We start from the raw sequence: 25081 nt of genomic DNA, 5'->3' as shown, positions 1-25081 counted from the left end.
AAATATTGGCCAATAAAAAACGTCCTCGTAATTGAGGACGTTTTTTTAGTAAAACAATTATTTTTCTGTCAAGCCATACTTCTTGTTGAAACGATCGATTCGACCATCGGCTTGTGTAAACTTTTGCTTACCAGTGTAGAATGGATGAGAATCAGAAGTAATTTCAACCCGAATCAAAGGATATTCTTTACCCTCATAATCGGTAGTTTCATTTGATTGAACTGTTGAACCAGCTAAAAACTTCTTACCCGTTGCTGAGTCCATAAAAACAACTTCATGGTAATCAGGATGGATTCCTTTTTTCATAATTGACACTCCTTGGCCCTAGACCATTTGCTGATCTAGAGATTAATTTGACTAACAACTTGTTATGATAGCACTAAACAAATAAGGACGCAACCAGCTGACTGTCCGATATTAAAATTCTTGTTTTCCATTATAGGAAACATCAGCGCGCAAATTGCGTAATTTCGTAATGATTCGGTCATAACCCCGCATGATATTTTCAGCTTGATGAATGACTGTCGTGCCTGAAGCCATCAGTCCCGCCACCATCAAACTAGCACCACCACGAATTTCTTCTGCAGTTACTTCAGCGCCAATTAAATCATCAGTATGCGTTACTTCAATTTTGCCTTCGACAACTTTAATATTCGCACCCATTTTGATTAATTCGGGGACGTGGCGTGTCCGCTTCGGATAAAGGGTATCAATAATCGTGCTTTTACTATCGGCACGGAACAATAAAGGAGTCAAGGGTTGTTGTAAATCAGTGGCAAAACCCGGATAAGGACTGGTCTTGATTTCCACCCCACTCAATTGACTGTTTGGATAGACAAAAATACTATCCTCGCGAACATCAATATGGACACCTAACTCTTGAACTTTAGCCAAAAAAGCATCTAAATGTTCCGCAATAATATTTTTGATTAAAATACCGTCACCCATTGACGCTGCAATGGATAAATAAGTTCCGGCTTCAATCCGATCGGGAATAATCGTGTGCGCATTAGTGGCGCGTAAACTTTGCACACCCGTAATACGAATAGTTTGTGTACCCACACCCCGAATTTTGGCACCCATATTATTCAAAAATGTTGCCAAATCAATGATTTCAGGCTCTTTAGCAGCATTTTCAATGATGGTCGTTCCCTGTGCTCTGACAGCAGCCAAAATAATATTAATAGTGGCTCCCACTGAAGCCATATCCAAGAAAATCCGGGCTCCATGTAAACCTTCAGGCGCTTCAACGACAATACAATGATCTTTTTCAGATACTTGCGCACCTAAAGCCTTAAAACCTTTAATATGTTGATCAATCGGCCGCGGACCAATATCATCCCCACCAGGAAAACCAACCACTGCCTTGCCAAATCGTCCTAATAAAGAACCAATAAAATAATAAGATGCACGTAAACTATTAACTTTACTATGTGATAAAGAAATCGGAAAAATCGCAGTTGGATCAACTTTTAAAACTTCATCTTTAAACTGTGATTTAACGCCCATTTCCTGTAATAGATCCATTAAGTTATAAACATCCCTAATTTGCGGTACAGAATCTAAAACGACCGGCGTATCTGACAAAATGGTCGCGGGAATAATTGCTACTGTACTATTTTTAGAGCCACCAATAGTGACTGATCCGGAAAGTCTTTTTCCCCCATGAATAACCATTTCTGCCATAATTTTCAATCCTTCTTTGTTAGTCGTTGCCTCAATAGATTATTATCATTATTTTATAATACACGAGATAGTGATGGTCAGTTATCAATAATAATAAATCCCACTATAAAATAATAATATAAACTGTACGCAAAGTACACCTATTATTGGTCTTTAAAAGTCTATTTCGGACAAGTTGCTAGCAGCTTTCATAAATTCTTTAAAAATTGGTTCTGGGCGGTTCGGACGCGACAGAAATTCTGGATGATATTGTGTCCCCACAAAGAATTTATTCTTCGGCAATTCAATAATTTCTACTAAATGATTATCTGGCGAAACCCCAGACATAACTAAACCTTTATCTTGTAATAATTCTCGATAATCATTATTAAATTCATAACGATGACGATGACGCTCTTGAATAACACTTTGGCCGGCATAAGCCTGGGCTGTTAAGGTATTCGGTTTTAACTTGCAAGGGTATAAACCTAATCGTAAAGTTCCACCGATATCTTCCACGTCTTTTTGATCCGCCATTAAATCAATGACTTTATGCGGCGCATTTTCGTCAACTTCACCACTAGTAGCATCTTTAACTCCAGCCACATTACGAGCATATTCAATGCTAGCCATTTGCATACCCAAGCAAATTCCCAAAAATGGCAAGTCATTTTCACGGGCATACTGGATTGCTTGAATCATTCCTTCCAAACCACGGGTACCAAAACCACCAGGAACAATTAACCCATCGACACCTGCTAATTTTTCAGCAACATTATCTTTGGTTACTTCTTCCGCGCTAATCCGCACGACGTCAATATCGGTGTCAAAACAAAAGCCAGCATGTTTCAAAGCTTCATTAATGGAAATGTAAGCATCCTTTAAATCAACGTATTTACCCACCAAAGCAATTTTAGTCTGATGCTTCAAGTTCAATACCCGCTGTTCTAGCTTCTTCCATTCACTCATATCAGCTTGTGGGACATCTAAATGCAAGTAATCACAGACAATTTGATCCAGATTTTGTTTTTGTAAATTCAAAGGTACCGAATAAAGTGTTGGTACATCCATCGATTCCACCACGGCTTCAGGATCAACATCGCAAAATGAAGCAATTTTATTGCGCATTCCTTGTGAAATTGGCTTTTCTGTCCGCACAACCAAAATATTAGGCTGAATACCCAAGCCCCGTAATTCCTTGACACTATGCTGTGTCGGCTTAGTTTTCATTTCATCAGCGGCGCGTAAATAAGGAACCAACGTTGTATGAATATAAACTACATTTTCCGAACCTACTTCGGATTTCATTTGGCGTAAAGCCTCTAAATAAGGTAAAGATTCAATATCGCCGACTGTGCCCCCAACCTCTGTAATAATCACATCTGAATCCGTGGTTGTAGCAGCCCGCATAATCTTTTCTTTAATCATATTCGTTACGTGTGGAATCACTTGGACAGTAGCCCCATTGTACTCACCTTTACGTTCTTTGCGTAGAATTTCGGCGTACAATTTTCCAGTTGTGACGTTGGAATATTTGTTCAAATCATTATCAATGAAGCGTTCATAATGACCTAAATCCAAATCAGTTTCCGCACCATCATCTGTGACAAAAACTTCTCCGTGTTGATATGGACTCATCGTTCCTGGATCAACGTTGAGATACGGGTCAAACTTTTGTAAAGTCACCTTCAAGCCACGATTTTTTAGTAAACGTCCCAAAGATGAAGCGACGATCCCTTTGCCTAAAGACGAAACAACACCACCAGTGACAAAAATATATTTGGTCATTCAATTTACTCCTTTGAAAATTAATTGAGGGAAAGATTAATGATTTAAACCTTAAACGAAAGCCAGAAACAAAAGCAGAAGTCTCTTTGTCAATCAGCTTCCATTCAAAACTAAAAAAGCTCCCTATTCTATAAGAACAGAGAGCCTTTATTGCACATTGTAAAGTGCCCAAGCGGTATTTTACAATGAATTAAATATCTTGTCAAATTAGATTTAGGCTATGTTATAATGACTGTGCTTATTCAGCATCAGAATCATCGTCATCGTCTTCATCAGAAAACTCACTCAGATCGCCTTCAATACCATCCTGCAAATCATCAGTCGGATCGTCATCGATGTCACTATCATCCGTATTGCCAAAAGTTAGATCTTGATGTGAAAACTTCGATAAATCTGGCGTGTGATCATTAGAGTCTTCCTCGTCATCATCACCTGTGTCGACGGTATCGTCATCATAGTCAATGACATCATCGTCATCGTCTTCATCATCCAAGAAAGCGTTAACGCGTTTTAACGTCGGTGCTTTAACATTATCTGCATCTTCAGGATGGTTGACTTCTTCATCAACAGAATCATAAGGATACCACGTACGTAGTCCCCAGACATTTTCACCTAAAGAAATAAAGCCGCCGTCATCATTTAAATCTGTATAAAATTGCGGTAACCGTTCACGAATCTCGCTATCACTTTTACCCATGAATTGCTGGATTTCATTCACAATATCCGCAAAGGGGAGCACTGAGCCTTTTTGTTCCAAGATTGCGTGCGCTACTTCGATCATGGACAAATCTTTTTTGTCTTCGCCATCGAATTGTTTGAGTTCTAAAGCCAACTACGTACACGTCCTTTCAACGTGGATGGAACCAAAAGAGGATGTTTATAATTGAGACAATTAAAAACACCGCTTGTCAATAACGTTTCAAAAAGTCCTGAACTACCTCTTCATTCCTGCCAATTGCACCAGGAAGGTCCAAAACTTCAAACGACTATCTGTTATAGAATGCTCAACTCGTGAGCAACTTTGGTTCCAACCTCTTTCAACAGTCTAGTTCTAATATTACAGATTACTTAACTAAAAATCAATTGTAACTTGTAATCTCCCACCAAATTAGTTCCTGAATGCAGTGAATAATCTAAGTGCACACTACCCGATAACGGCATTTTCGACACTGCCACTTGCAACTGGTTAGTATGTGATACTAACGGAATTTGACCATACTCTGTCATATAATTAAAAGCTTGATCATTTTGTTGGTCGAACATCATATTCGTGGTTAAGTGTTCACCCGTTTGGCGCTTAATCGTGATTTGATTATTGGTGGCAATTTTAACAATCACCTTAATATTTTCTTGTTCTTTTGGTGATTCCTGGTAACGAATATATAGTTTATCACCCATAATCACCGCTTGTCCGGTTTGATCAACTCGATAATTATGAACTTGCCCTTCTTGTATAACCTGCGTTTTTAATTGCACTTGAATATCTTGAGCAGTTCGTTCCACATTATTCACCTCGTTTTATTTGACTGTACTTATTATAAGCTATTTATTAAATTGTGAGGAAAATTATGCTAGAAAAAAAATTATTAATTTATGATGTCAATTATCAAACACCGACGCAAATTCAAACTATTTTTTCAGAGACTGATTATCTCTTAGATTACTGCCAAACAATTCAGCAGCCCTTGCTCCAATTTTGGCAAACTAGTCCGACAGTGATTTGTGGTTTGCGCGATAAACATTTGGATCATTTTGCGAATGGTTTGCGTTACTTAAATCAACAAAATTATCACTTAATCATTCGCAACTCTGGTGGTTTAGCAGTTGTGAGCGATCCTAGTGTCTTAAATATTAGTTTACTATTGCCCAATGCAGAGAAATTCTCAATTGATCAAGGCTATGAATTAATGTTGGACTTAATTCAAGGTTGCTTGCCAAACATCAACCTAACACATTACGAGGTTAAAAATTCTTACTGTCCAGGTAATTTTGATTTAGTCATTAATCATCAAAAATTTGCCGGCATTGCTCAACGGCGCCAACACCAAAGTTTAGCCATTATGGCCTATATTTCAATCAACGGTGACCAGTTCAAGCGTGGGCAAATTATTCAGCAATTTTATCAATTAGCTAATCAAGAACACAACGATGCTTATCCAGATGTTGATCCACAGACAATGAACACATTAGCAGCTTTGACAGCTAACGAGCTGAGTGTCATGCAGTTTAAACACCAATTGTTGCAAGTTTGTCAACAACAATTTACAATTTCAGATATTACTCCCGCCCAGCTGCAACAATTGCCAAATTATACTGCTACTATGAATGCCAAATTAGAACAACAACAACGTTTAAATCGTATCATCAAGGAGAGTCTACATGAATAAAATTGATTTTTTACCCCGCGAAAAAGTTTTACGCGATCCAGTTCATAACTATATTCACGTCCCCTATCGCATTATTTTAGATTTAATCAATACCCCAGAATTTCAACGCTTGCGCCGTGTCAAACAATTAGGAACCACCTCATTTACCTTTCATGGTGCCGAACATTCACGCTTCACACATTGTGTTGGCGTTTACGAAGTTACGCGTTTAATTTGTGATTCTTTTCAACAAAATTATCCCACCCAACATCCTGGTGATGGTTTATGGGATGATCATGAACGCCTAGTGGCTTTATGTGCTGCTTTATTGCATGATATCGGACACGGACCTTATTCTCACACATTTGAACATATCTTTCATACTGATCACGAACAATGGACCCAACAGATTATTACTTCGCCACAAACTCAGGTTAATCAAGTCTTGCGTCAAGTTAGTCCGGAATTTCCCGCACAAGTTGCCAGCGTAATTGCCAAAACCTACCCCAACGCCCAGGTGGTCCAAATGATTTCTAGTCAAATTGATGCTGACCGCATGGATTACTTATTGCGGGATGCTTACTTTACTGGTACCCAATATGGCATGTTTGATTTAACGCGCATTATGCGGGTCATTCGTCCTTACCAAAACGGAATTGCCTTTGACATTGGGGGCATGCACGCCATTGAAGATTACATTGTCTCGCGTTTTCAGATGTATCAACAAGTTTATTTTCACCCGGTTTCTCGGGGGATGGAAGTCGTGCTGACTAAATTGTTACACCGAGCTAAATTTCTCTATGAGAATAGCCAACTCGTTGGTTTAGAAACGCCCAGTTTACTCATTCCATTCTTTGAAAATCAGATAAGCGTTCAAGATTATGTGCGCTTAGATGACGATGCTCTCAACACCTACTTTAATTTATGGCGGGAGCACCCGGATGCAATTTTACGGAATTTAGCGCACCACTTTCTCGATCGGATTCCTTTTAAATCAATTACCTTTACCGAACAACAAACACCATTAATTGCCAAAATGCAAGCTCTCGTTGAAGCGGCTGGTTTTGATCCTAACTTTTATACTGCGGTTAACAACAGTTTTGATTTGCCCTATGATTTATATGACCCGTCTTCTAAAGAACCCAAAACTCAGATTGAATTAATGCAGCCTGATGGCACTTTACAAGAACTCTCAACAGTCAGTCCCATTGTCAAGGCGCTCAGCGGTCGTGTCAGTGGCGATCATCGGTTCTATTTTCCTAAAGAAATGCTCGCTGATCCTCAAAGTTCCACCTTTAAAGCCGCATTAAGCGAATTTCAAAGTCATATTCGTAACAATTCTTTGCAAGATTAGCTATGATTAAGAAGAGGGTTTACTTAACAAAAAGTTGGGATCATAAAGACGGTTTGCTATTCAAAAACCACCTCAATACGCTCATCTCAACTTTGAATTATTAGTTGTGACCCTACTTTTGGCAAAGAGGAGTTTGGTGTTCATGTTAAAAGAATTTAAAGAATTTATTGCACGCGGTAGTGTCGTGGACTTGGCCGTAGGGGTAATTGTGGGCGGAGCTTTCAATAAAATTGTCAGCGCCTTAACTAAATACATCCTGAATCCCTTTATTGGATTGTTTTTAGGAAAAATTGATTTATCGTCTATCAAATTGGGAATGTTTCGCGTGGGTGATTTTTTAAATGCAGTCATTGAATTCTTGATTATTTCCTTTGTCGTTTTTTTAATTGTCAAAGGATTAAACGCGTTAGAAAAACCACACGCTCAAGCAGAACCAGAACAGCCGAGTAATGATGCATTATCAGTCCAGTACTTACAAGAAATTCGTGATCTTTTACAAAAGCAAAATCATTCTTAAACTAAATAAGTGATAACATTTAAAAAGCTATGGCAACAGTTGTTTCTTGAGCAATCAAGAACAAACCGTGGTCATAGCTTTTTTTGTTACCAACATTATGTCAAAAGAACTGGAATTCAGATATTTATTCCAGTTAAACTACTATTCTGGAAAAGTAAAGCACGTAGCTACCTTGATTAATACCTTGTTCACCAGCCCTAGGTTAGTGACTAGTGTCGTTTAAATCTAGTTTTAAATAATGGACTAACTGGCGCATTGTCATAAATCCGCTTAATGGCTTCACCCATCAATGGTGCCACCGAAATTTGGACCATTTTATCAATTTTCTTTTCTTCAGGCAATTGAATAGAGTCCGTTACAATCACTTGCTTAATTGGTGATTCTTCTAAACGACTAATTGCCGGACCTGACAACACTGCATGTGTACAAGAAGCGTAGACTTCCTTCGCACCCGCATTCATTAACGCTTGGGCCGCTAACGAAATCGTTCCGGCCGTATCGATCATATCATCAATAATGATACACCGTTTGTCTTTCACATCACCAATGATATTCATAACTTCGGATACATTTGGCCGTGGACGGCGCTTATCAATAATCGCAATCGGTGCTTTTAAAAATTCAGCTAATTTCCGAGCCCGCACTACGCCACCATGATCGGGTGAAACAACGACAGCATCTTGATCAAGACCCTTTTCTAAGAAATAGTCAGCTAATAATGGTGCCCCCATTAAATGATCAACAGGAATATCAAAAAAGCCTTGAATTTGGACGGCATGTAAATCTAAAGCTAAGATCCGATCAGCCCCCGCAGTTTGTAACATATTAGCCACCAATTTAGAGGTAATTGGTTCTCGCGCCCGCGCTTTGCGATCTTGACGGGCATAGCCATAATAAGGAATGACCACATTAATCATCGCTGCTGAAGCGCGGCGTAAAGCATCAATCATGATTAATAATTCCATCAAATTATCATTGACTGGTGCGGAGGTTGATTGAATAATAAAAATTTCAGAACCCCGGATACTTTCTTCAATATTAATTTGAATTTCTCCATCACTGAAACGTTTGACCGAAGACTTACCTAATGGTACTCCGACTTCTTTAGCAATCTTTTCTGCTAAAGGTTTATTAGAATTCAACGCAAAGATTTTCATGGGACTATTAGCTCTCAGTGTAGACATTATTTTCTCAACTTTCTTTTAATCAATTAATCATTCCAACTTTGATCATCAGCTACTGGCAAATGCGACCAGTAATTAGCTTTATTAACTTGCCGAGCACGCCCTAAAGCTAAATCGTGATAGGCCACGTCCTTGGTAATCGTGGAACCAGCAGCGATAAACGCATGATCGGCCACCTTTAATGGTGCCACTAAATTCGAATTACTACCAATGAAGGCATGATCGCCTACCTCAGTGGACCATTTCTGGACACCATCATAGTTTACGAAAACCACGCCACAACCAATGTTAACATCACTGCCAACAGTGGCATCGCCTAAATAACTCAGATGCCCCATCTTAGAGCGGGCCCCCAAAGTTGCCTTTTTGACTTCACAAAAATTACCAACATGCGCTTGTTGACCAATATGTGCTTGGGGTCTGAGATGTGAATGTGGTCCAATATCACTCTGATCTGCCATCGTTGCTTCTTGCAAAGTAGAACTAGTAATTGTTACGCCATCACCAATCGTTGAATCAACAATTCTGGAGCCACTCGTAATATAGCAGTTTTGACCAATCTTCGTCTGGCCTTTGATGACTACACCGCCTTCAATGGTTGTATCCGGACCAATTTGGACATCAACATCAATCGCAGTTTGTTCAGGAGACGTTAGCGTCACTCCCGAACGCATTAATTTTTGGTTAATCCGCAGCTGCATTAATTTAGTAGCTTGGGCCAATGCCACGCGATCATTAACGCCTAAAGACTCTGAAAAATCAGCCATCTGGTACGCTAACACCCGCTTGTGATCAGCTTGCATCATCCCAATAACGTCTGGCAAATAATATTCACCTTGAGCATTATCATTATTCACTTGATGCAAATAAGTAAATAATTGTTGGTTATCAAAACAATAAACACCAGTATTAATCTCTTGTACTTTTTGTTCCGTAACCGTTGCATCTTTTTGTTCTACAATCCGTAAAACTTGATCATTTTGATCCCGAATTACCCGACCATAACCAAAAGGATCCGGGGCTTGGGCCGTTAACACTGTGGCCCCAGCTTGATTTTGTTCATGAAAAGCAAACAACTTTTCTAAAGTAGCAGCAGTAAATAAAGGTGTATCACCACTAATAATTAAGGTTGTACCTTTTTTAGTTCCCAATAATTCCTCAGCTTGCAAAACTGCATGAGCAGTGCCTAACTGTTCTTTTTGCAAAGCATAAGATGTACGTTCTTGTAATAGTTCTTGAACTTGTTGAGAACCAAAACCCACGACCGTGACAATCTGGCTGGGATGAATTTGCTCGACTTGCGTTAGCACATGGTCGACCATGGCCCGTCCACAAACTGGATGCAACACTTTATAAAGTTGGGACTTCATTCTTGTGCCCTTACCAGCAGCCAAAATTACCGTAAAACGTTCAGACATGAAAATTCCTTCACTTCACTAAATTTATAAATCTTTACCTATACAATCATACATTATTGTTTTAGAGCACTCAATCTTTTGTTTCAAAGCGACTGAAGTCCGTTCGTTCTAAATAGTTGCCTAACGAAATTTGCACTTGTTGATCTTGATGTGCTAACGGTTGAATTTGGAATAAGGAAGTTGCCTGTGTCTTAACCATGGTTGGTTCTCGAACTTCAACTAAAACAGTTACTCCGATCAACTGACCGGAAAATTCTTGAATCAAATTTTCCATGCCTAACACCGTTCCGCCACCCTTCATAAAATCATCAACCGCCAAGACTTTCGATCCTGCCGCTAAGCTACGTTTTGATAATTCCATTTTCTCCACATAATCGGAGGAACCAGCTGTGTAGTTAACGCTTAAAGTCGGGCCTTCTGTAATCTTGGACTCGCGGCGAACAATCACAAACGGCACATTTAAGTATTCAGCAACACTTTGGGCAATCGGAATGCCCTTGGTGGCCATCGTCATAATGGCATCAATGTCTTGCTTCGCATACTGCGTCGCAATTAATTGACCTATTTTATCCAAAATTGTCGGATTCCCCAAGAGATCTGACAAATATAAATAGCCGCCAGGTAAAATCCGCTGGGCATCAGCTAACTGCTCTTTTAATTCTGTTAAATATTTTTGAGCTGTCGCTTGATCAATTCCGGGTGTAAAAATAACTCCACCACCGGCTCCCGGCACTGTTTCTACTAAGCCGATATGTGCGTGCAAAAAGGCTTGCTTAATAATCGTCATATCTTCGCTCAAGGAAGATTTGGCCGAATGATACCTTTGCGCAAAAAAAGTCAGCGGAACTAACTGATATGGTCGTTGCTCTAAATAATGCGTAATATCAATTAAACGTTCACTACGACGAATTTTCATGAAATATTACCTACTTAAATTCTATTTTTATTAATATTATACCGAGAAACCGAACATTTTGAAACAAAGTACCTTTTAGCAGACATCAATGATTCATCTCTTGATAAGAATTTGGCACAACTTTACCAAATTAATTACCAATAATTATTGCCAAACATCTATAATAGAAAAGGTGGGTGTAACCGATCACAAGCATTGCTAAAGCACCAGCTTGTCATCCCCCACTTCAATCTGATAGTGCTTAGTACCTGCTCTTTGGCGCAACTTATTAAAATTTTGCCTAGTACTCAATCATCTATCTAATTCAAAAGGAGTAATTTATTATGTCAGTGAAGATTGGAATTATCGGTGATGGTCATGTTGGTGACACTCTAGCGCATCATTTAGTGATTACTGGCTTAGTTAATGATTTAGTCTTAATTGATACCAATGAAACTAAAGTTAACGCGGATAAAATAGATTTTGAAGATTCCATGGCTAACCTTGACCATCATGTGAATATCACGGTTAATGACTATGCCGCTTTAAAAGATGCTCAAATCATTGTCAGCACCTTAGGAAAGATTTCATTGACCGCCAAAGGTGATCGCTTTGCAGAATTAAAGTACAACAAAGAACAATTGCAACCAATCACCGATGCCATTAAAAACAGTGGCTTTGACGGGATTTTAATTGTCATTTCTAATCCTGTTGATGCAGTAACCAGTTTATACCAAGAATTAACTGGTTTGCCTAAAAAGCACGTGCTGGGCACCGGCACACTATTAGACACTGCGCGCATGAAAAAAGTCGTGGCCCAAAAGTTCGATGTTGATCCCCGTTCTGTTCAAGGGTTCACCTTAGGTGAGCATGGCAATTCTCAATTTACAGCTTGGTCAACTGTCAAAGTTTTAGAACAACCGATTGTTGACTTAGCTCAAAATGCCCCTTGGAAATTGGCTGACCTTAATGAGACCATTAAATTCGGTGGTGCGACTGTTTTCCAGGGTAAGCATTATACTAATTATGGCGTCACAGCGGCAGCGGTTCGTCTTATTAAAACCATTTTAAGTGATGCCAAAAGTGAATTACCTATTTCTAGTTATCAAGACAAATATCACACTTACATGTCATATCCGTCGATTGTGGGGCGCGATGGCGTAATCAAAACCATTGAGCTGCAACTTACTCCCCAAGAGCAAGCACAATTAGAAAGTTCCGCGGCAACTATTCGCGAGAAATCACAGGGTGCCAACTGACCAATAATTCGATCAGATCACAAAATTTACTCAAATAATGTTCGTACAACTGGAAAAAGTTGACGGGCATTTTTTATTTTTTATAACATAAGACCAGTGTTATCGGCAAAAACTGGCATGTATTACTGTAAAAAAAGCATAAAAAAAGATTGTCCTCAAGACAATCTAATCAAATGACAATTCAATTGATTTAGTCAACAAATCAGCATAACTATAAGAAACACGTTCAAATGAATTTTCTGTTGGATCCAAATCAACTACAAAAACAGAATGAAATGTTTCAGCTAACTTGCCGTGGCGGCGAGTAACTTTTTTACGTCCAACTTGGGCAACAACTGTAATTCCTTCGCCCAAGTGATTATCCAATGTACGTTTAATAGAATCAAATGTTATTGGCATTAACTCAACCCCTTTAGCACAAATTCTACCATTAAACAATGAAAATTTCAATTTTTTAGCTAAAAAACAGCACTTTTAGGCAAATTGTTGTTTTAGCTGTTGTGTTAATTGCTCCAATTGTTCAATCGTTAACTGTTCGGCTCGCACTTGATGTTGCCAATTCAAGTTGGTAAACACCGTTTCTAGTTTTTGCTTATTAACCGGCGATTTACCCACTAATACTAACAAATTATTCCACAAATTCTTACGTTTTTGCTGAAAAGCTGCTTTCACAACTCGTTCAAACCAAACTTCATCATCAATTTGGTAATCAGGACGTTGTGCTAAATCTAAACTAACCACAGCGGAATCCACCTTTGGTTGGGGCACAAAAGCTTTTTTATCAACCAGTTGTTCAATTTTCACGGTCGCTTTAGTCTGGACATTAACACTTAATTCACCAAACTCACGGTGTCCTGGAGTCGCGGTAATTCTTTGAGCAACTTCTTTTTGCATCATCAAAACTAAACGCTGCAAAGTCACTGGCGCTTGCAATAATTTCCATAAAATAGGCGTCGTAATATAGTACGGTAAATTAGCAACTACCTTCAAGTTAGCTTGCGTTAAATGTTCGGTTTGCACAAATTTAGCTAAATCAACTTGCAAAAAATCAGCTTGGATAATTGTTAAATTATGATAATCCACCAAATTTTCCTGCAACAGCGTAATCAAATCCGCATCTAACTCAAACGCATAAACATGCTGCGCCACTTTCGCCAATTGTTGCGTGAGCGCCCCAATTCCCGGACCAATTTCTAAAACCACATCCCCCGGCTTAATCTGAGCACTGGCCACAATTTGATCAATTACCGTAGGCTCTTGTAAAAAATTTTGTCCTAAACTTTTTTTAGAATGAATTTGATACTGATTTAAAATTGCTTGTGTCCGTAATGGATCAGCAATATCATACTTTTCAACTACCATGAATACTCCCTTGAACCTTTTGCACCGCTTGCGCTAACTGCTGGGGTGTAATTTGTAACATTGTTAACCGCCGTAAAAATTGTTTAGCATTGGCGTAACCAATATGCAACTCATCACCAACCAACTCACGTAAATGTCTGGACTCTTTAGCGCCAATCAAATGCCAATCTAATAAGTCCTGTTGCGTAATTAAATTAGTTGCGGCTTGATCGGTGGTAAAGACGGATTGCAACGCCTGTTTAATAACCTGGGCATTCGCATGTTCCAAGCCTAAACTCCCGTGACGATTAGCAGGGACACTATCTTGCCGGCGTAAAAAAGCTTGCTTGACACCGGGAACTTGTTCCACGATTTTCCGGCGAATACGTTCGCCATTAAAATCGGGATCGGTAATCACGATCACGCCTCGCTTGGCCTGCGCTTGCTGAATCAACTTAATCGTCTCATCATTAATTGCCGAGCCATTGGTTTCAATCGTATCAATCGCGTTACCAAAAACTTGTTGAAGGCGGGCCGTATCGTCACGCCCTTCCACAACAATGACTTCTTTAATTTTTTCCATTTAAATCATAAACCTCATGTGCATTTTGATATGTTTGCGCCGCAATGGTTGCCACACTTTCTTGCCGGCAATTAGCCACGGCCTCAACCACAAAACGACTAAAAGCTGGTTGATTCATTTCTCCACGGTGTGGTTCCGGCGTCAAATACGGTGCATCGGTTTCAACCAAGAGACGCTTTAACGGTGTTTGTATCGCTGCGGCTCGTACTTCAGGTGCATTCTTAAAGGAAACCACACCACTATAGGAAATATAACACCCCAAAGCCAAAAATTTATCCAACCAAGCTAAACTGCCATTGAAGCTATGCATAATCACACCATGTGCGGGCCAATGCTGTTTTAAAATCGCATAGGTATCCTCCAGCGCATCCCGCGTATGAATGCTGACTGGCAAGTGTAATTGCTGAGCCAATTGCAATTGTTGAATAAAAACCGCTTGTTGAATTGTCGGAGCCGGATTTTGCTCCCAATGATAATCTAAGCCAATTTCACCAATCGCAATGGCACGTGGGTCTTGCAGCTGCTGTAGTAATTTTTTTTGCGCGGCAGCATCAAAATGAGCACTATCTTCAGGATGCCAGCCAATTACTGCAAAAAGTTGGGGGTAACTTTGGGCCAATTGCAAAGCTCGTGCATTTAGCTGCGTGTTCGAGCCCACAATCGCCATTTCTACCACATCCAAGTCTTGAGCTTGCTGTAAAAAAGCAGGCGTTTGCCCCCAAAAAGGATCATCATTTAGATGCGTATGGGAATCAAATATTTTCAAATTATAACCTCATTATTATTCAACACTGGAACCATTAACTAAGTTAGCTGGAACTGTTACTAACTGTACCTGTCCAGCATGTTCAGCAGAAAGTAGCATGCCTTGGCTCAGTTCTCCACGCATTTTCCGTGGTTTCAAGTTAGTAATCGCTAAAACCTTTTGATGGACTAATTGTTGTGGTTCTGGATAAAATTCGGCAATTCCTGAAATAATTTGCCGTGTTTGACCACTGCCATCATCTAATTGAAATTGGAGTAATCGATCAGCGCCCTTAACTTTTTGGACAGCCAAAATTTCCACTACTTGGACTTGAACTTTGTTAAAGTCATCAATTTGAATCTCAGATTTAGTTTGGGCTTGTTTCTTCTTAGCGGCAGCAGATTTAGTCACTTTCAACGTCCCACTAGCTTGCGCTTTTTGTTGTTCTTGACGCATTGTATCTTTGATATAAGCAACTTCTTCATCATAATCTAACCGTGGAAAAATTGGGGTTGGTTTAGCCACTACTTGACTCTTCGGCAAATGGCCAAATTCAATCTCATTATCCTGTTTCCAATTAAAGCCCAGTTGTGCAAAGATTTTTTGGGGCGCATGGGTCATTACAGGACTGATTAAAATGGCAATAATTCGTAAAGCTTCAGCTAAATGCGCCATCACATTGTCTAAAGTTGCTTTTTGCGCAGGATCTTTGGCTAAAACCCAAGGCTGGGTTTGATCAATGTACTTATTAGTCCGCGAAATCAAAGTCCAGGTAATATCTAAGGCCGTCGAAAATTCAAATTGATCCATGGCTTGATTATAATCGGCAATAGTTTTAGCTACTACTTGCTCTAAATCTTGATCAACGGCAGTTTGCCCCAGCACTAAATCGGGAATTTGTCCCGCACAATATTTATTAATCATTGACACAGTACGATTTAACAAATTACCTAAATCGTTAGCCAAATCATAATTAATGCGGTGTACAAAGTCTTCGGGTGTGAACACTCCATCACTACCAAACGGAATGGCGCGCATTAAATAATACCGCAAAGCATCTAAACCATAGCGTTCCACTAACATTTCTGGATAGACGACATTGCCACGAGACTTAGACATCTTGCCATCTTTCATTAATAACCAACCATGACCAAAAACTTGTTTAGGTAATGGTAAGTCCAAAGCCATCAAAATAATTGGCCAATAAATGGTATGAAAACGAACGATTTCTTTACCGACAAAATGCACATCAGCTGGCCAGTAGCGATCAAATAAAGTTTGATCAGCCGTACCGTAGCCTAAAGCTGTAATATAGTTTAAGAGCGCGTCAATCCAGACATAAACCACATGCTTAGGGTCGCTCGGGATCGGTACACCCCAATGAAAACTCGTCCGGGAAATAGCCAAATCTTCTAGCCCGGGCTTAATGAAGTTATTAATCATTTCATTTTTACGGCTATCCGGTTGGATAAAGTCCGGATGATCCTCATAATACTGCAATAAACGATCAGCATACTTACTCATCTTAAAGAAATATGACGGTTCTTTGACTAACTGGACTTCATGACCACTCGGTGCTTTACCACCAATAACTTGACCCTTTTCATCACGATAGACCTCGGCTAACTGTGATTCAGTAAAATACTCTTCATCATCGACGGAATACCAGCCAATGTATTCACCTAAGTAGACATCGCCACTGTCAATTAATTTTTGAACAATTTGTTGGACTGCAGCCACGTGTTGCTGATCAGTAGTCCGAATAAATTTGTCGTTGGAAATCTCGAGTAATTGCCATAATTTTTTAATACCTACCGCCATTTCGTCCACGTAAGCTTGCGGCTGCATGTGCTTAGCTTCAGCTTTTTGCTCAATCTTGAGCCCATGTTCGTCGGTGCCAGTTAGAAAGAACACGTCAAAGCCCTGGGAACGTTTATAACGTGCTAAGGTATCCGCGGCAACAGTCGTGTAAGAATTGCCAATCGTTAACTTCCCTGATGGATAATAAATTGGTGTTGTAATATAAAATGTTGGTCGTTGTGCCATTGATCTGCCCCATTTCTTCTAAATGATTACTAAATTGCTTAAATAATTAACATGATTATCTGGATTTAAAAAACGACTGTGAACGTAACGCTCAAACATTGAGATTGACAGATAACTATCCTTTATTGAGAACAAAACGAGCATTAAATCCGTAGTACATTTCAAAAGTTCACCATTGTACTTTCCAGCATTTACTCTGCAAAACCCATTTGACCTTTAAAATGTACTCTGGTTAATACTCTCCTGCTCAACAGTTTGATTTTAATCTTCATGTGGACGTCGTTATTGCTTCAACAATCAGAAGCTTGTCCCAACTTCTTTATTATACCTTATCAAAATGCGGAAAACTTGCGCGCTTCTTAATTTAATTGTGCAAAGATTTGCTGAGCATCTGCGGTAATCATAATTCCATCAGCCCCCACGTCAAGTGGTGTCTTATTAACAGCAACCAATTGCGCTTGAGGCTTGCGATATTGAATTAATCCTGCAAACGGATAAACTTGAAAACTCGTACCCACCACAATTAAAACATCAGCTTGTTGAACAGCCAAAACTGCTTGTTGAACAGCCATTTGGGCAATTGGTTCGCCATATAAGACAATATCTGGGCGAATCACTCCGCCACAATTTTGATGATGGTAGTCTGTTAAATAATCATGCCAGTCAACTTTTTGACCACATTTTAAACAAGTTGTTTGGTATAAGGTTCCGTGAAACTGCACTAATTCGTGATTATCCGCCTTTAAATCTAAATCATCAATATTTTGTGTGACAACCTTGCCCTTTTGATTCGCAATTACTGCCATTTTTTGATGAATGACATTGGGCTTAGCTTGTGGAAAGTACAAACTTTGTTTGACAAATTGCCAAAAATCAGCGGGATGATTCATCAGATAATCGTGACTCAGTAATTCTTCCGGACGCTTGTGACCGGAACCAGAATACAAGCCATTTTTCGACCGATAATCTGGAATTCCCGACGCTGTCGAAACGCCGGCTCCCGTTAAAAACGTAACATAATGAGCTTGATCAATAATTGTTTGTAAATCCTGCATTATATAACCTCCTTAACGCAAATGATAGGCCAAATGCTTTAGCTGAAGAAAAGTTTGTAAAGGTTGTTGATAAACTTGGAGATAAGTTTCAGGCAGCAAGGCTTGACCACTAAAGTCTTTGACAGTACCACAATTTTGTAAATCACGTTGATCAACTAATAACACTGCGGGCTTTTTCGTTTGTAAATCCAAAAAATCGACCCGCTTAAATTGAAAAATTTGCCCCACATTGAGCCGTAATTGCCGCGCACTTAGTAACGGCTCAAAAGTAACAAAATCGCTAAAGGGCAAAGCTTGATAGCCTTGCGCTTGTAAAATAGTATTAAACTCTTGCAAGATGGCGATCTCATTGCGCCGCAAGCCCAGCATCGTAGTTTTAAAATGTTGACTAGCTACTTGCCAAAGTTGTTGCGCCTTTTGATAAGCTTGCGGTAACTGATCCGCATAGGAAGCTAGTTCCTCAGCTAAACCAAAAACCAAACCATCCAGTAACTGTAAAGTTTGATAGATGGGATCACTAATATACTGCAAATGTTGCTGGAGTCCTTTAACAAAAGCAGCTTTTACTGCCGGTGTAATCTCGCCAGCCGCTAGTTGTTGTTTAGTTAAAGCCACATGCTCTACGACACCAATTAAAGTTCGCGCCGTTAATTGTAATTGGCGATCAAACTCCGGCTCGGTAGTTGTGACTAAAAAATCAACCTGGGGCGCAATGGTCATTTCTAACAAAACGTGCCGCAATTCATGCGCTAAAGTAAAGTTTAGATTTTGAGAATGCGCTAGAATAATTTCTAAATTCCCCTGCTGATCCATGCGGTGACCTGATTGATCAAAAGCTAACCAAGCTTCATGGCGTTGACTCAAACGCAACTTGATATTACTTTTAGTTTGAGCTTGGACTTGCTGATATAAAGTTTGTACTGCCGGTTCAAATTCTGTAATTTGCATCATTGTTCTCTTCAATCATCTTAGACTTAGTGATTTAGTTGCTTTCTGCCTTAAAATTGCTACAATTTAAGCAAGAATAATTGTACTTATTATAACATTGTTGCAAAGGAAGTCTTACGCATGAAAATCAGTGTGCCCTTAGTCCAGGGACTATTACCTAAAAAGTATGGCAAATTTGCCCCACTGGATGAATTAATGAATGGTTCGAATCCGATTAAATCTTTTCCAATTACCATTCAAGATGTACCTACGCTTACCAAATCTTTAGCATTAACGTTCCTAGATCCCGATTCTATTCCGGTCTGTGGTTTTGAATGGATTCATTGGAGTGCTGCGAACATTGACCCCCGTGTCACCCAAATTCCAGAAGATGCGAGTCAGCATCCGCTACCACAAATGATTCAAGGCAAAAATTCCTCCGCAGGTTCGCTTTTAGGAGAGACTAACCCCCAGCTCAATCAAACTTATCATGGTCCGACTCCGCCTAGTGGAATTCACCAATACGAATTACGCGTTTATGCGCTAGATCAAGTGTTAACACTCGACAATGGCTTTTGGCTCAACGAGTTATTACACGCTATGGCTGGTCACGTCTTAGCACACCAAAAACTGATTCTGCCATACCGCGGTTAATTTCTGGCGCAAGCACTAGCATTATGTAACTGACCAGAGGACAAGACCAAAATAATTTTTCAAACGTTTTTTGATAATATTTTCTACCCTAGAAGTCTGCCAAAAGCTATTTTAACTTTTCGGCGACTTCTTTTTTTGTTGTAAAAAGTCCACCAGAATCCCATCACGCAAAGCATACGAACAAAAATTGATTTGTTGAATATTAAATTTTTGAATAATCGCTTTTAAGGGCATTAACCCCACCGGCATAAACGGCGCCCGCGCAAATTCCATATTAGTTAATGCTGAATTAGCTGCTAAATTATTATGTTGAATCCGCTTAATCCAGCGTAGAATCACACTCGCTGGCTGCCACTGATTGGCCGGTAGTTGCATGACTTCAAACAAGGCGCGGTGAACGCCACCAATAACCACTAATTGTTGTAGCTGTGCACTATGACATTTTTGTAAACACGGATCCAGCAAAGTTTGCAGTTGTTGTTGTTGCAGCACCGTCAAACAATCTGGTTGTCCTAAACGATCGTATAGTTTAACGGCGCCGTAAGGCCAACTATGCGCTTGAGCTAGCTGATGCTTTAATACTGTTCCTAATTCAAAACTGCCGCCCCCCATATCTAAGAATAAAAAGTTAGGCTCATCAACGGCTTTTTGAATGGCTAAGGAATCAAAATACGCTTCTTGATAACCGCTTAACACTTGAATATCGATCTGAGCTTGCTGTTTGACAGCCTGCAAAAAGGCAGCTTGATTCTTGGCTTGCCGAATGGCTTCGGTCGCCGTCGCAATGATTTTTGTAATATGATTTTGATCTAAGATTTGACGAAATTGTTTTAATGTTGCCACCCCCGCTTTAAAATTAGCATCATTAATACAACCATCATTCGTCATCTCTTTGGCCAGTTGCACAAATTCTCGATAACGTTGAATTTCTTGAGATACTTGTTGATTTTTAATTTGATAAATCGCCATCCGAATCGAATTAGAACCAATATCAATCAGTGCTAGTTTTAACATAAAATCCTCCTCAATAATATTAGAATACACAATTTTTTACGGAATTACGACCATTAAAATTATTTTATTAAAAAAACAATCTCACACTTTCGTCTAAGATTGTTTTAATTAGGATTTTGTCAACTTACTGCGTATTGGCTTGACCAGTTGTATAGTTAATAGCTGCACCAGCCTGGGTATTAAACGTCCAAACATTAATCGTCAAAGCGTTGGGATCTTTGATCGCTTGTGCCTGAACTTGCACTCCACGTGGCACTAATTCATTACCAACATATTCTGGAATAGCTTTATAAAAGACAACTTCGTCTTGATGATTATATAAGAAATTGCGGACTTTGGTTTCTGCATAAGCCATGCCTCCGGGATCATTATTATTATTCGTTCCTACATTCTGAGCCCGTGTTCCCAGGACAATATTATCACTATCCATCGAACCACCTAATGACCACGCTAATAAATGACTTTTATTATAAATATAGCCACGATAACCTGATAGCTGCACAATTCTATTATTGGAACGCGTCCCCGACCAACGCTGTTGTTGTGCATCATAATGACCGTCAGCATATTCACCCGATATTTTAGCAGTTGGACTAAACGATGGGCGTTGCATTACTCGTGAGGAATGTTTGACCACATCTTTATACCGAACAAAACTGCTAACCTCACGTGTCCGACCCAACGAATCAAAACCGCGATAATTAGTTTCTTGTTGATCATTACCAGCTTGTAAATACTGCAAACGCTCTTGTTGCATCCGCGTAATTTGTTTTTTAGTATTCACCGAAAAATTAGGTTGATTGTTTAATAAGATCGCATAATTTTGGGGATATTTATGGATATTAAATTGTAAGTTAACTAAATTATCATGATTAACAATCTTGATATCTTGGGCGGATTGGCCCACATTATTGGGTGTCCGACCTTTGCCAAAAATCACCACCGCTACAATAATGATGACAATCAGCCAAAAACTTAAATTAGAACCTCTGCTTTTACTTTTTTTTCGCATAACTTTTCCTTCAAAAATCTTTTCAGTATTGCTTAAGCATACCATGATTCTAAAGTAAACTACGCATTTTTTAATTAAAAAATTTGAGTACTAACTGCATCACATAAAAATTCGAGCTTTTACTTTAGTGCTGAAAATAGTTAAACAACAATTTCTGACTTTGAAAACAGCGTAAACAATGAGAATATTTCTTGCAGTCTAGGAGCAATCTTCTTAATCTTTATTAAGATTAAATCTCTCGAGTTTAAAATTTCGGACACAAGAAGAGGCTGGTTCTTTTTTGTCCCAGCCTCTTACTTAAAATATTAATTAAAAATCTTTGCAAAGCTAAAAAACAAACCATCTGAAAAATTGCTAAGGCAAAATCATGAAGAAACTCATTAGTTCAAACAAGTTAACCATGAATCCACCTTTCAAAACTTTTCTGGTTGCGTTTCAAAAAGTCGTCTGACCGTAAAACATTTAACCCCAACTAATTTAAGCAATCTTTTATTTCACCAACTGTTTTAAAACAGTCTGTTCCACTAATAGCTAAAAACCATAACAATTTTCCCAACCAATCATATAATAAATTTTGTTCTTCAGGGTACAAAAAAAGCCTTCTAAATATTCCAGAAGGCCTAAGGCTCAAAGATCACTTTCAAAACTGGTAATCACTCCAGCTAATTTAAAAAGTAAACTCATAACCTCATCTCTATCAGTAATTATTATAACACAGCTAACTAGTGTGATAAAATTAAAGCTGATCATTAATAAGAACCAATCACTCTTAAGTAATGATTAGGAGGTGAACCATAGCCTTGTCTCTATCAATTTCTTTACCTTTTGGAATCTTCATACTTGCTTGTATAGCAGTATACAATATTACCAAAAGAAAATGAGCCAAAAGTCCTCGGAAATCAAGGACTTTTTTCAATGGTACATAACTTTTCATAAAAACCTCTCCTTTTCTTTAAAATTTTGAAACACTAATAAACCGGCATAGGCATCACCTCCTTAATCTGTACCACGATTACATTTCTCAAACACGCTCTTTGTTTCAAATTTTAGACACAAAAAAGGCTTAACACTAGTTGTGTCAAGCCTTTAAGCTTTTTAAACTTTTTTAAATAATATTATTCATCTGATCTAGGAGCAGCAATTTCAATCACTGTATAAATTTTATCATGTAGACCCGGTTTATCAGAATATCTAATAGATACCCCAATCTCCTTAGCTTGAGGTAACATATAAGTTTGATCAAATCCAATAGTAGTATAACCATCCATTAATCCATTAGTTAATTTATCAGGAGTATTATACTGAGTTAAATCAGAATAGCCATCTGAAACCAAAAAGTTTAACTCACGCGCATAACTCCAATTGTAACCAACTTCATTTAATACAGAATAGACACTTGAACCGTCTGGACGATTACCCGTTGTATTCTCATTTTCATTTGGATCATTATATTCTTCAGTAGTTCTAATAACTGCAGCTTGAGTTAATTTAGGATTTATAGTTAGCGGGGCTAATCCTCTAGCCGTACGTCGATTATTCATATAATTTAAAATTGATTGTTCATAAGCAGAATTAGATTCATGAGGAGCAATATTAGTAGTCATATCATCAGCTGGTGATGTTGAATGATGACTGGAACTGTTGGAAGAACTGGAGTTAGAGCTGCCAGTGCTAGAAGAACTATTATTTGCTGAGTTGCCAGTATTGGATGATGAGCTACCTGTGTTAGCAGCTACTGGTGTGAAGTTCGTTGAACAATCGTTGACATTCAACCATTCGTTGTCACCAATTTCAAAGAATAAACCACCATTAATATTGAATGTTCTTAATACCCGCCAATCTGAGTTGGCCGGCACACTAGAACTAGTAGCAACACCATTATGGTCGTAAATCTTAGCGCCGTTTCCACTAACGACACGAGCTACATTATAGCTATAGCCGGTTGGTTTGTTGCTTAAATTACTTAAAGAACTGCTGCTAGAACTTGAACTGTTACTTGGAGCAGTAACGGTGGTTGTCGGCTTGCCGTTCAAACCAAAGTTTGACACATCTTTGATGTTGTTAGGTGTAACGTTCAAGGTCATATCATCATCACGAACATACATATTAGGTGCTACTTGATAGAACAAACGTCCTTGAGAATTGCGAACAACTTTGCCGACTGTCCATTGAGATTGATAGGCTAAGTTAACACCATCATCATAAGTGTTGTTGCCTTGATTATCGTAAATAGCTGTAATTGTGCTATTGATTGTGCCAATTAACTTTTGATTCAATTTGCCTGTAGCTGGATCGAAGTTAGCTTTCACATCATTAGCGGCTACCCATTCATCACCGGCTACTTGATAGTAGTAAGTACCATTAACTTGTTTAGTTTTACCAACACGCCAATCAGACTTATTCATGATGACCCGTGGAATTGATTGCATGTTATTGTCATACAATTGTGCGTATGGATCTTTCTTGACGGTAATCACTTTATAGCTATAATCTTTAGCTTGAACATTTTGTTGATTCGTTGTTACTAACGAAATAATTAATCCCCAGCAATTAATAACCCACTCAAAACTTTTGATTTTTTCATTTTAGTAACCCTCCACTTTAAAATCTACTTTGCCATGGATATGCTTGCCTTTAATTACACGGTGCACTTTATAACTGTAACCTGTCGGCTTTTTACCTGAAGTGTTACCGCGTGAACTATTAACTTTACCATTTTTATCAAAGTTTGGTTTCACATCGCTACTATTAACCCATTCATCATCGGCTACTTGATAGTAGTAAGTACCGTCAACTTGCTTAGTTTTACCAACGCGCCAATCAGACTTATCATTAATGGCCTGGGGAATGGCCTCCATATCATTGTCATACAGTTGCGCATATGGAGCTTTCTTTACGGTAATAACTTTATAGCTATAATTTTTAGCTTGGACATTCTGTTGATTCGTTGTTCCTAACGCAATCAATAAGCTCCCAGCTAAAAATGCCCCACTCAAAACCTTTGTCTTCTTCATTTTCGGTCGCCCCCTCAAATTAAAAACCTACCCTGCTTTAAATACCGTTTTAGCGGATTTACTCAAACGACAAACAGTTCATTCAATATAATCTATCTTTGATTTAAGTAATCTCTGAATTAACTCAACATCAACAAGACTATTCAAACTCTAACTAATATATTATTCTCCTTTAAAGTAATCTCATTATAACGGTGTAATAGTTAATCGTGAAGAGAAAATATTTAAATAAATTAAATATTAA

25 protein-coding genes are annotated in these 25081 nt (G+C 38.8%); 5 read left to right on the top strand and 20 right to left on the bottom strand.

Annotated elements, in window-relative coordinates:
• Positions 1–57: 57 nt before the first annotated feature.
• The 5 genes from AC3B6Y_RS05415 to AC3B6Y_RS05395 all read right to left on the bottom strand — a co-directional run bounded on the left by AC3B6Y_RS05415 (position 58) and on the right by AC3B6Y_RS05395 (position 4956).
• Complete coding sequence (locus tag AC3B6Y_RS05415) at positions 58–306, bottom strand: type B 50S ribosomal protein L31 (protein WP_489757109.1); 249 nt, start codon at positions 304–306, stop codon at positions 58–60.
• A gap of 111 nt (positions 307–417) precedes the next feature.
• Positions 418–1686 carry a UDP-N-acetylglucosamine 1-carboxyvinyltransferase gene (gene murA, locus AC3B6Y_RS05410; RefSeq protein ID WP_489757108.1) on the bottom strand — a complete coding sequence of 423 codons (1269 nt, stop codon included), beginning with the start codon at positions 1684–1686 and terminating at the stop codon, positions 418–420.
• 153 nt (positions 1687–1839) lie between these two features.
• Positions 1840–3453, bottom strand: a complete 1614-nt coding sequence (gene pyrG, locus AC3B6Y_RS05405) for a CTP synthase (protein WP_489790643.1) — start codon at positions 3451–3453, stop codon at positions 1840–1842.
• 238 nt (positions 3454–3691) lie between these two features.
• Positions 3692–4234: a DNA-directed RNA polymerase subunit delta gene (gene rpoE / locus AC3B6Y_RS05400; RefSeq protein ID WP_489757703.1), complete on the bottom strand. Its 543-nt coding sequence runs from the start codon at positions 4232–4234 to the stop codon at positions 3692–3694.
• A gap of 287 nt (positions 4235–4521) precedes the next feature.
• On the bottom strand, positions 4522–4956 hold the full coding sequence (locus tag AC3B6Y_RS05395) for a YwiB family protein (protein ID WP_489757106.1): 435 nt from the start codon (positions 4954–4956) through the stop codon (positions 4522–4524).
• Between the two features lie 65 nt (positions 4957–5021).
• Here AC3B6Y_RS05395 and AC3B6Y_RS05390 point away from each other — a divergent pair, with 65 nt between their 5' ends.
• From AC3B6Y_RS05390 to mscL, 3 genes are all read left to right on the top strand, one after another.
• Entirely contained in the window at positions 5022–5840 is an 819-nt protein-coding gene (locus tag AC3B6Y_RS05390; protein ID WP_489790641.1) for a lipoate--protein ligase family protein, read from the top strand.
• A complete protein-coding gene (locus AC3B6Y_RS05385; RefSeq protein ID WP_489774745.1) occupies positions 5833–7173 on the top strand; it encodes an HD domain-containing protein in 1341 nt (446 codons plus the stop codon). Before AC3B6Y_RS05390 ends, AC3B6Y_RS05385 begins: the two co-directional genes overlap by 8 nt.
• Positions 7174–7315: 142 nt before the next feature.
• Entirely contained in the window at positions 7316–7690 is a 375-nt protein-coding gene (mscL, locus tag AC3B6Y_RS05380; RefSeq protein ID WP_489757103.1) for a large conductance mechanosensitive channel protein MscL, read from the top strand.
• Positions 7691–7899: 209 nt separating this feature from the next.
• On the opposite strand, the gene AC3B6Y_RS05375 is transcribed toward mscL, so the two are convergent.
• The 3 genes from AC3B6Y_RS05375 to purR all read right to left on the bottom strand — a co-directional run bounded on the left by AC3B6Y_RS05375 (position 7900) and on the right by purR (position 11208).
• Positions 7900–8874, bottom strand: a complete 975-nt coding sequence (locus AC3B6Y_RS05375) for a ribose-phosphate diphosphokinase (protein WP_489757102.1) — start codon at positions 8872–8874, stop codon at positions 7900–7902.
• Positions 8875–8900: 26 nt separating this feature from the next.
• Positions 8901–10292, bottom strand: coding sequence for a bifunctional UDP-N-acetylglucosamine diphosphorylase/glucosamine-1-phosphate N-acetyltransferase GlmU (glmU, locus tag AC3B6Y_RS05370; RefSeq protein WP_489790061.1), 1392 nt, complete (start codon positions 10290–10292; stop codon positions 8901–8903).
• 70 nt (positions 10293–10362) lie between these two features.
• Positions 10363–11208: a pur operon repressor gene (gene purR, locus AC3B6Y_RS05365; RefSeq protein WP_489757100.1), complete on the bottom strand. Its 846-nt coding sequence runs from the start codon at positions 11206–11208 to the stop codon at positions 10363–10365.
• A gap of 323 nt (positions 11209–11531) precedes the next feature.
• Here purR and AC3B6Y_RS05360 point away from each other — a divergent pair, with 323 nt between their 5' ends.
• Positions 11532–12446, top strand: coding sequence for an L-lactate dehydrogenase (locus tag AC3B6Y_RS05360; protein ID WP_489790640.1), 915 nt, complete (start codon positions 11532–11534; stop codon positions 12444–12446).
• Positions 12447–12611: 165 nt separating this feature from the next.
• Here the strand turns inward: AC3B6Y_RS05360 and AC3B6Y_RS05355 are convergent, their stop codons facing one another.
• The 7 genes from AC3B6Y_RS05355 to AC3B6Y_RS05325 all read right to left on the bottom strand — a co-directional run bounded on the left by AC3B6Y_RS05355 (position 12612) and on the right by AC3B6Y_RS05325 (position 19167).
• Positions 12612–12845, bottom strand: coding sequence for a Veg family protein (locus tag AC3B6Y_RS05355; protein ID WP_489757098.1), 234 nt, complete (start codon positions 12843–12845; stop codon positions 12612–12614).
• 75 nt (positions 12846–12920) lie between these two features.
• Positions 12921–13808, bottom strand: coding sequence for a 16S rRNA (adenine(1518)-N(6)/adenine(1519)-N(6))-dimethyltransferase RsmA (gene rsmA / locus AC3B6Y_RS05350; protein WP_489790638.1), 888 nt, complete (start codon positions 13806–13808; stop codon positions 12921–12923).
• The gene (rnmV, locus tag AC3B6Y_RS05345) at positions 13798–14370 is read right to left on the bottom strand and encodes a ribonuclease M5 (RefSeq protein WP_489757096.1); all 573 of its coding nucleotides are present in this window, start codon (positions 14368–14370) and stop codon (positions 13798–13800) included. The genes rsmA and rnmV overlap by 11 nt, the downstream gene beginning before the upstream one ends.
• The gene (locus AC3B6Y_RS05340) at positions 14357–15136 is read right to left on the bottom strand and encodes a TatD family hydrolase (protein ID WP_489790636.1); all 780 of its coding nucleotides are present in this window, start codon (positions 15134–15136) and stop codon (positions 14357–14359) included. Before AC3B6Y_RS05340 ends, rnmV begins: the two co-directional genes overlap by 14 nt.
• Positions 15137–15151: 15 nt before the next feature.
• Positions 15152–17161, bottom strand: coding sequence for a methionine--tRNA ligase (metG, locus tag AC3B6Y_RS05335; protein WP_489790635.1), 2010 nt, complete (start codon positions 17159–17161; stop codon positions 15152–15154).
• A gap of 359 nt (positions 17162–17520) precedes the next feature.
• Positions 17521–18216, bottom strand: a complete 696-nt coding sequence (locus AC3B6Y_RS05330; protein WP_489757093.1) for an NAD-dependent protein deacylase — start codon at positions 18214–18216, stop codon at positions 17521–17523.
• A 12-nt stretch (positions 18217–18228) separates the two neighbouring features.
• Complete coding sequence (locus AC3B6Y_RS05325; RefSeq protein ID WP_489790633.1) at positions 18229–19167, bottom strand: hypothetical protein; 939 nt, start codon at positions 19165–19167, stop codon at positions 18229–18231.
• 117 nt (positions 19168–19284) lie between these two features.
• Here AC3B6Y_RS05325 and AC3B6Y_RS05320 point away from each other — a divergent pair, with 117 nt between their 5' ends.
• Complete coding sequence (locus tag AC3B6Y_RS05320) at positions 19285–19797, top strand: YbhB/YbcL family Raf kinase inhibitor-like protein (protein WP_489769224.1); 513 nt, start codon at positions 19285–19287, stop codon at positions 19795–19797.
• 111 nt (positions 19798–19908) lie between these two features.
• Here AC3B6Y_RS05320 and AC3B6Y_RS05315 read toward each other — a convergent pair whose 3' ends face one another.
• From AC3B6Y_RS05315 to AC3B6Y_RS05295, 5 genes are all read right to left on the bottom strand, one after another.
• Positions 19909–20811: a Ppx/GppA phosphatase family protein gene (locus tag AC3B6Y_RS05315; RefSeq protein WP_489769225.1), complete on the bottom strand. Its 903-nt coding sequence runs from the start codon at positions 20809–20811 to the stop codon at positions 19909–19911.
• A gap of 124 nt (positions 20812–20935) precedes the next feature.
• Positions 20936–21823: a DNA/RNA non-specific endonuclease gene (locus AC3B6Y_RS05310; RefSeq protein ID WP_489769226.1), complete on the bottom strand. Its 888-nt coding sequence runs from the start codon at positions 21821–21823 to the stop codon at positions 20936–20938.
• Between the two features lie 769 nt (positions 21824–22592).
• On the bottom strand, positions 22593–22757 hold the full coding sequence (locus AC3B6Y_RS05305; protein ID WP_489769227.1) for a hypothetical protein: 165 nt from the start codon (positions 22755–22757) through the stop codon (positions 22593–22595).
• Between the two features lie 181 nt (positions 22758–22938).
• Entirely contained in the window at positions 22939–24300 is a 1362-nt protein-coding gene (locus AC3B6Y_RS05300) for a CAP domain-containing protein (RefSeq protein ID WP_489790631.1), read from the bottom strand.
• A gap of 108 nt (positions 24301–24408) precedes the next feature.
• Positions 24409–24837, bottom strand: coding sequence for a hypothetical protein (locus AC3B6Y_RS05295; protein WP_489757086.1), 429 nt, complete (start codon positions 24835–24837; stop codon positions 24409–24411).
• Positions 24838–25081: the final 244 nt, after the last annotated feature.

This window comes from Bombilactobacillus sp. ESL1092 (assembly GCF_058107465.1).
The sequence above is the reverse complement of the archived record's forward strand: the minus strand, read 5'-3'. Positions and strand labels throughout refer to the sequence as shown.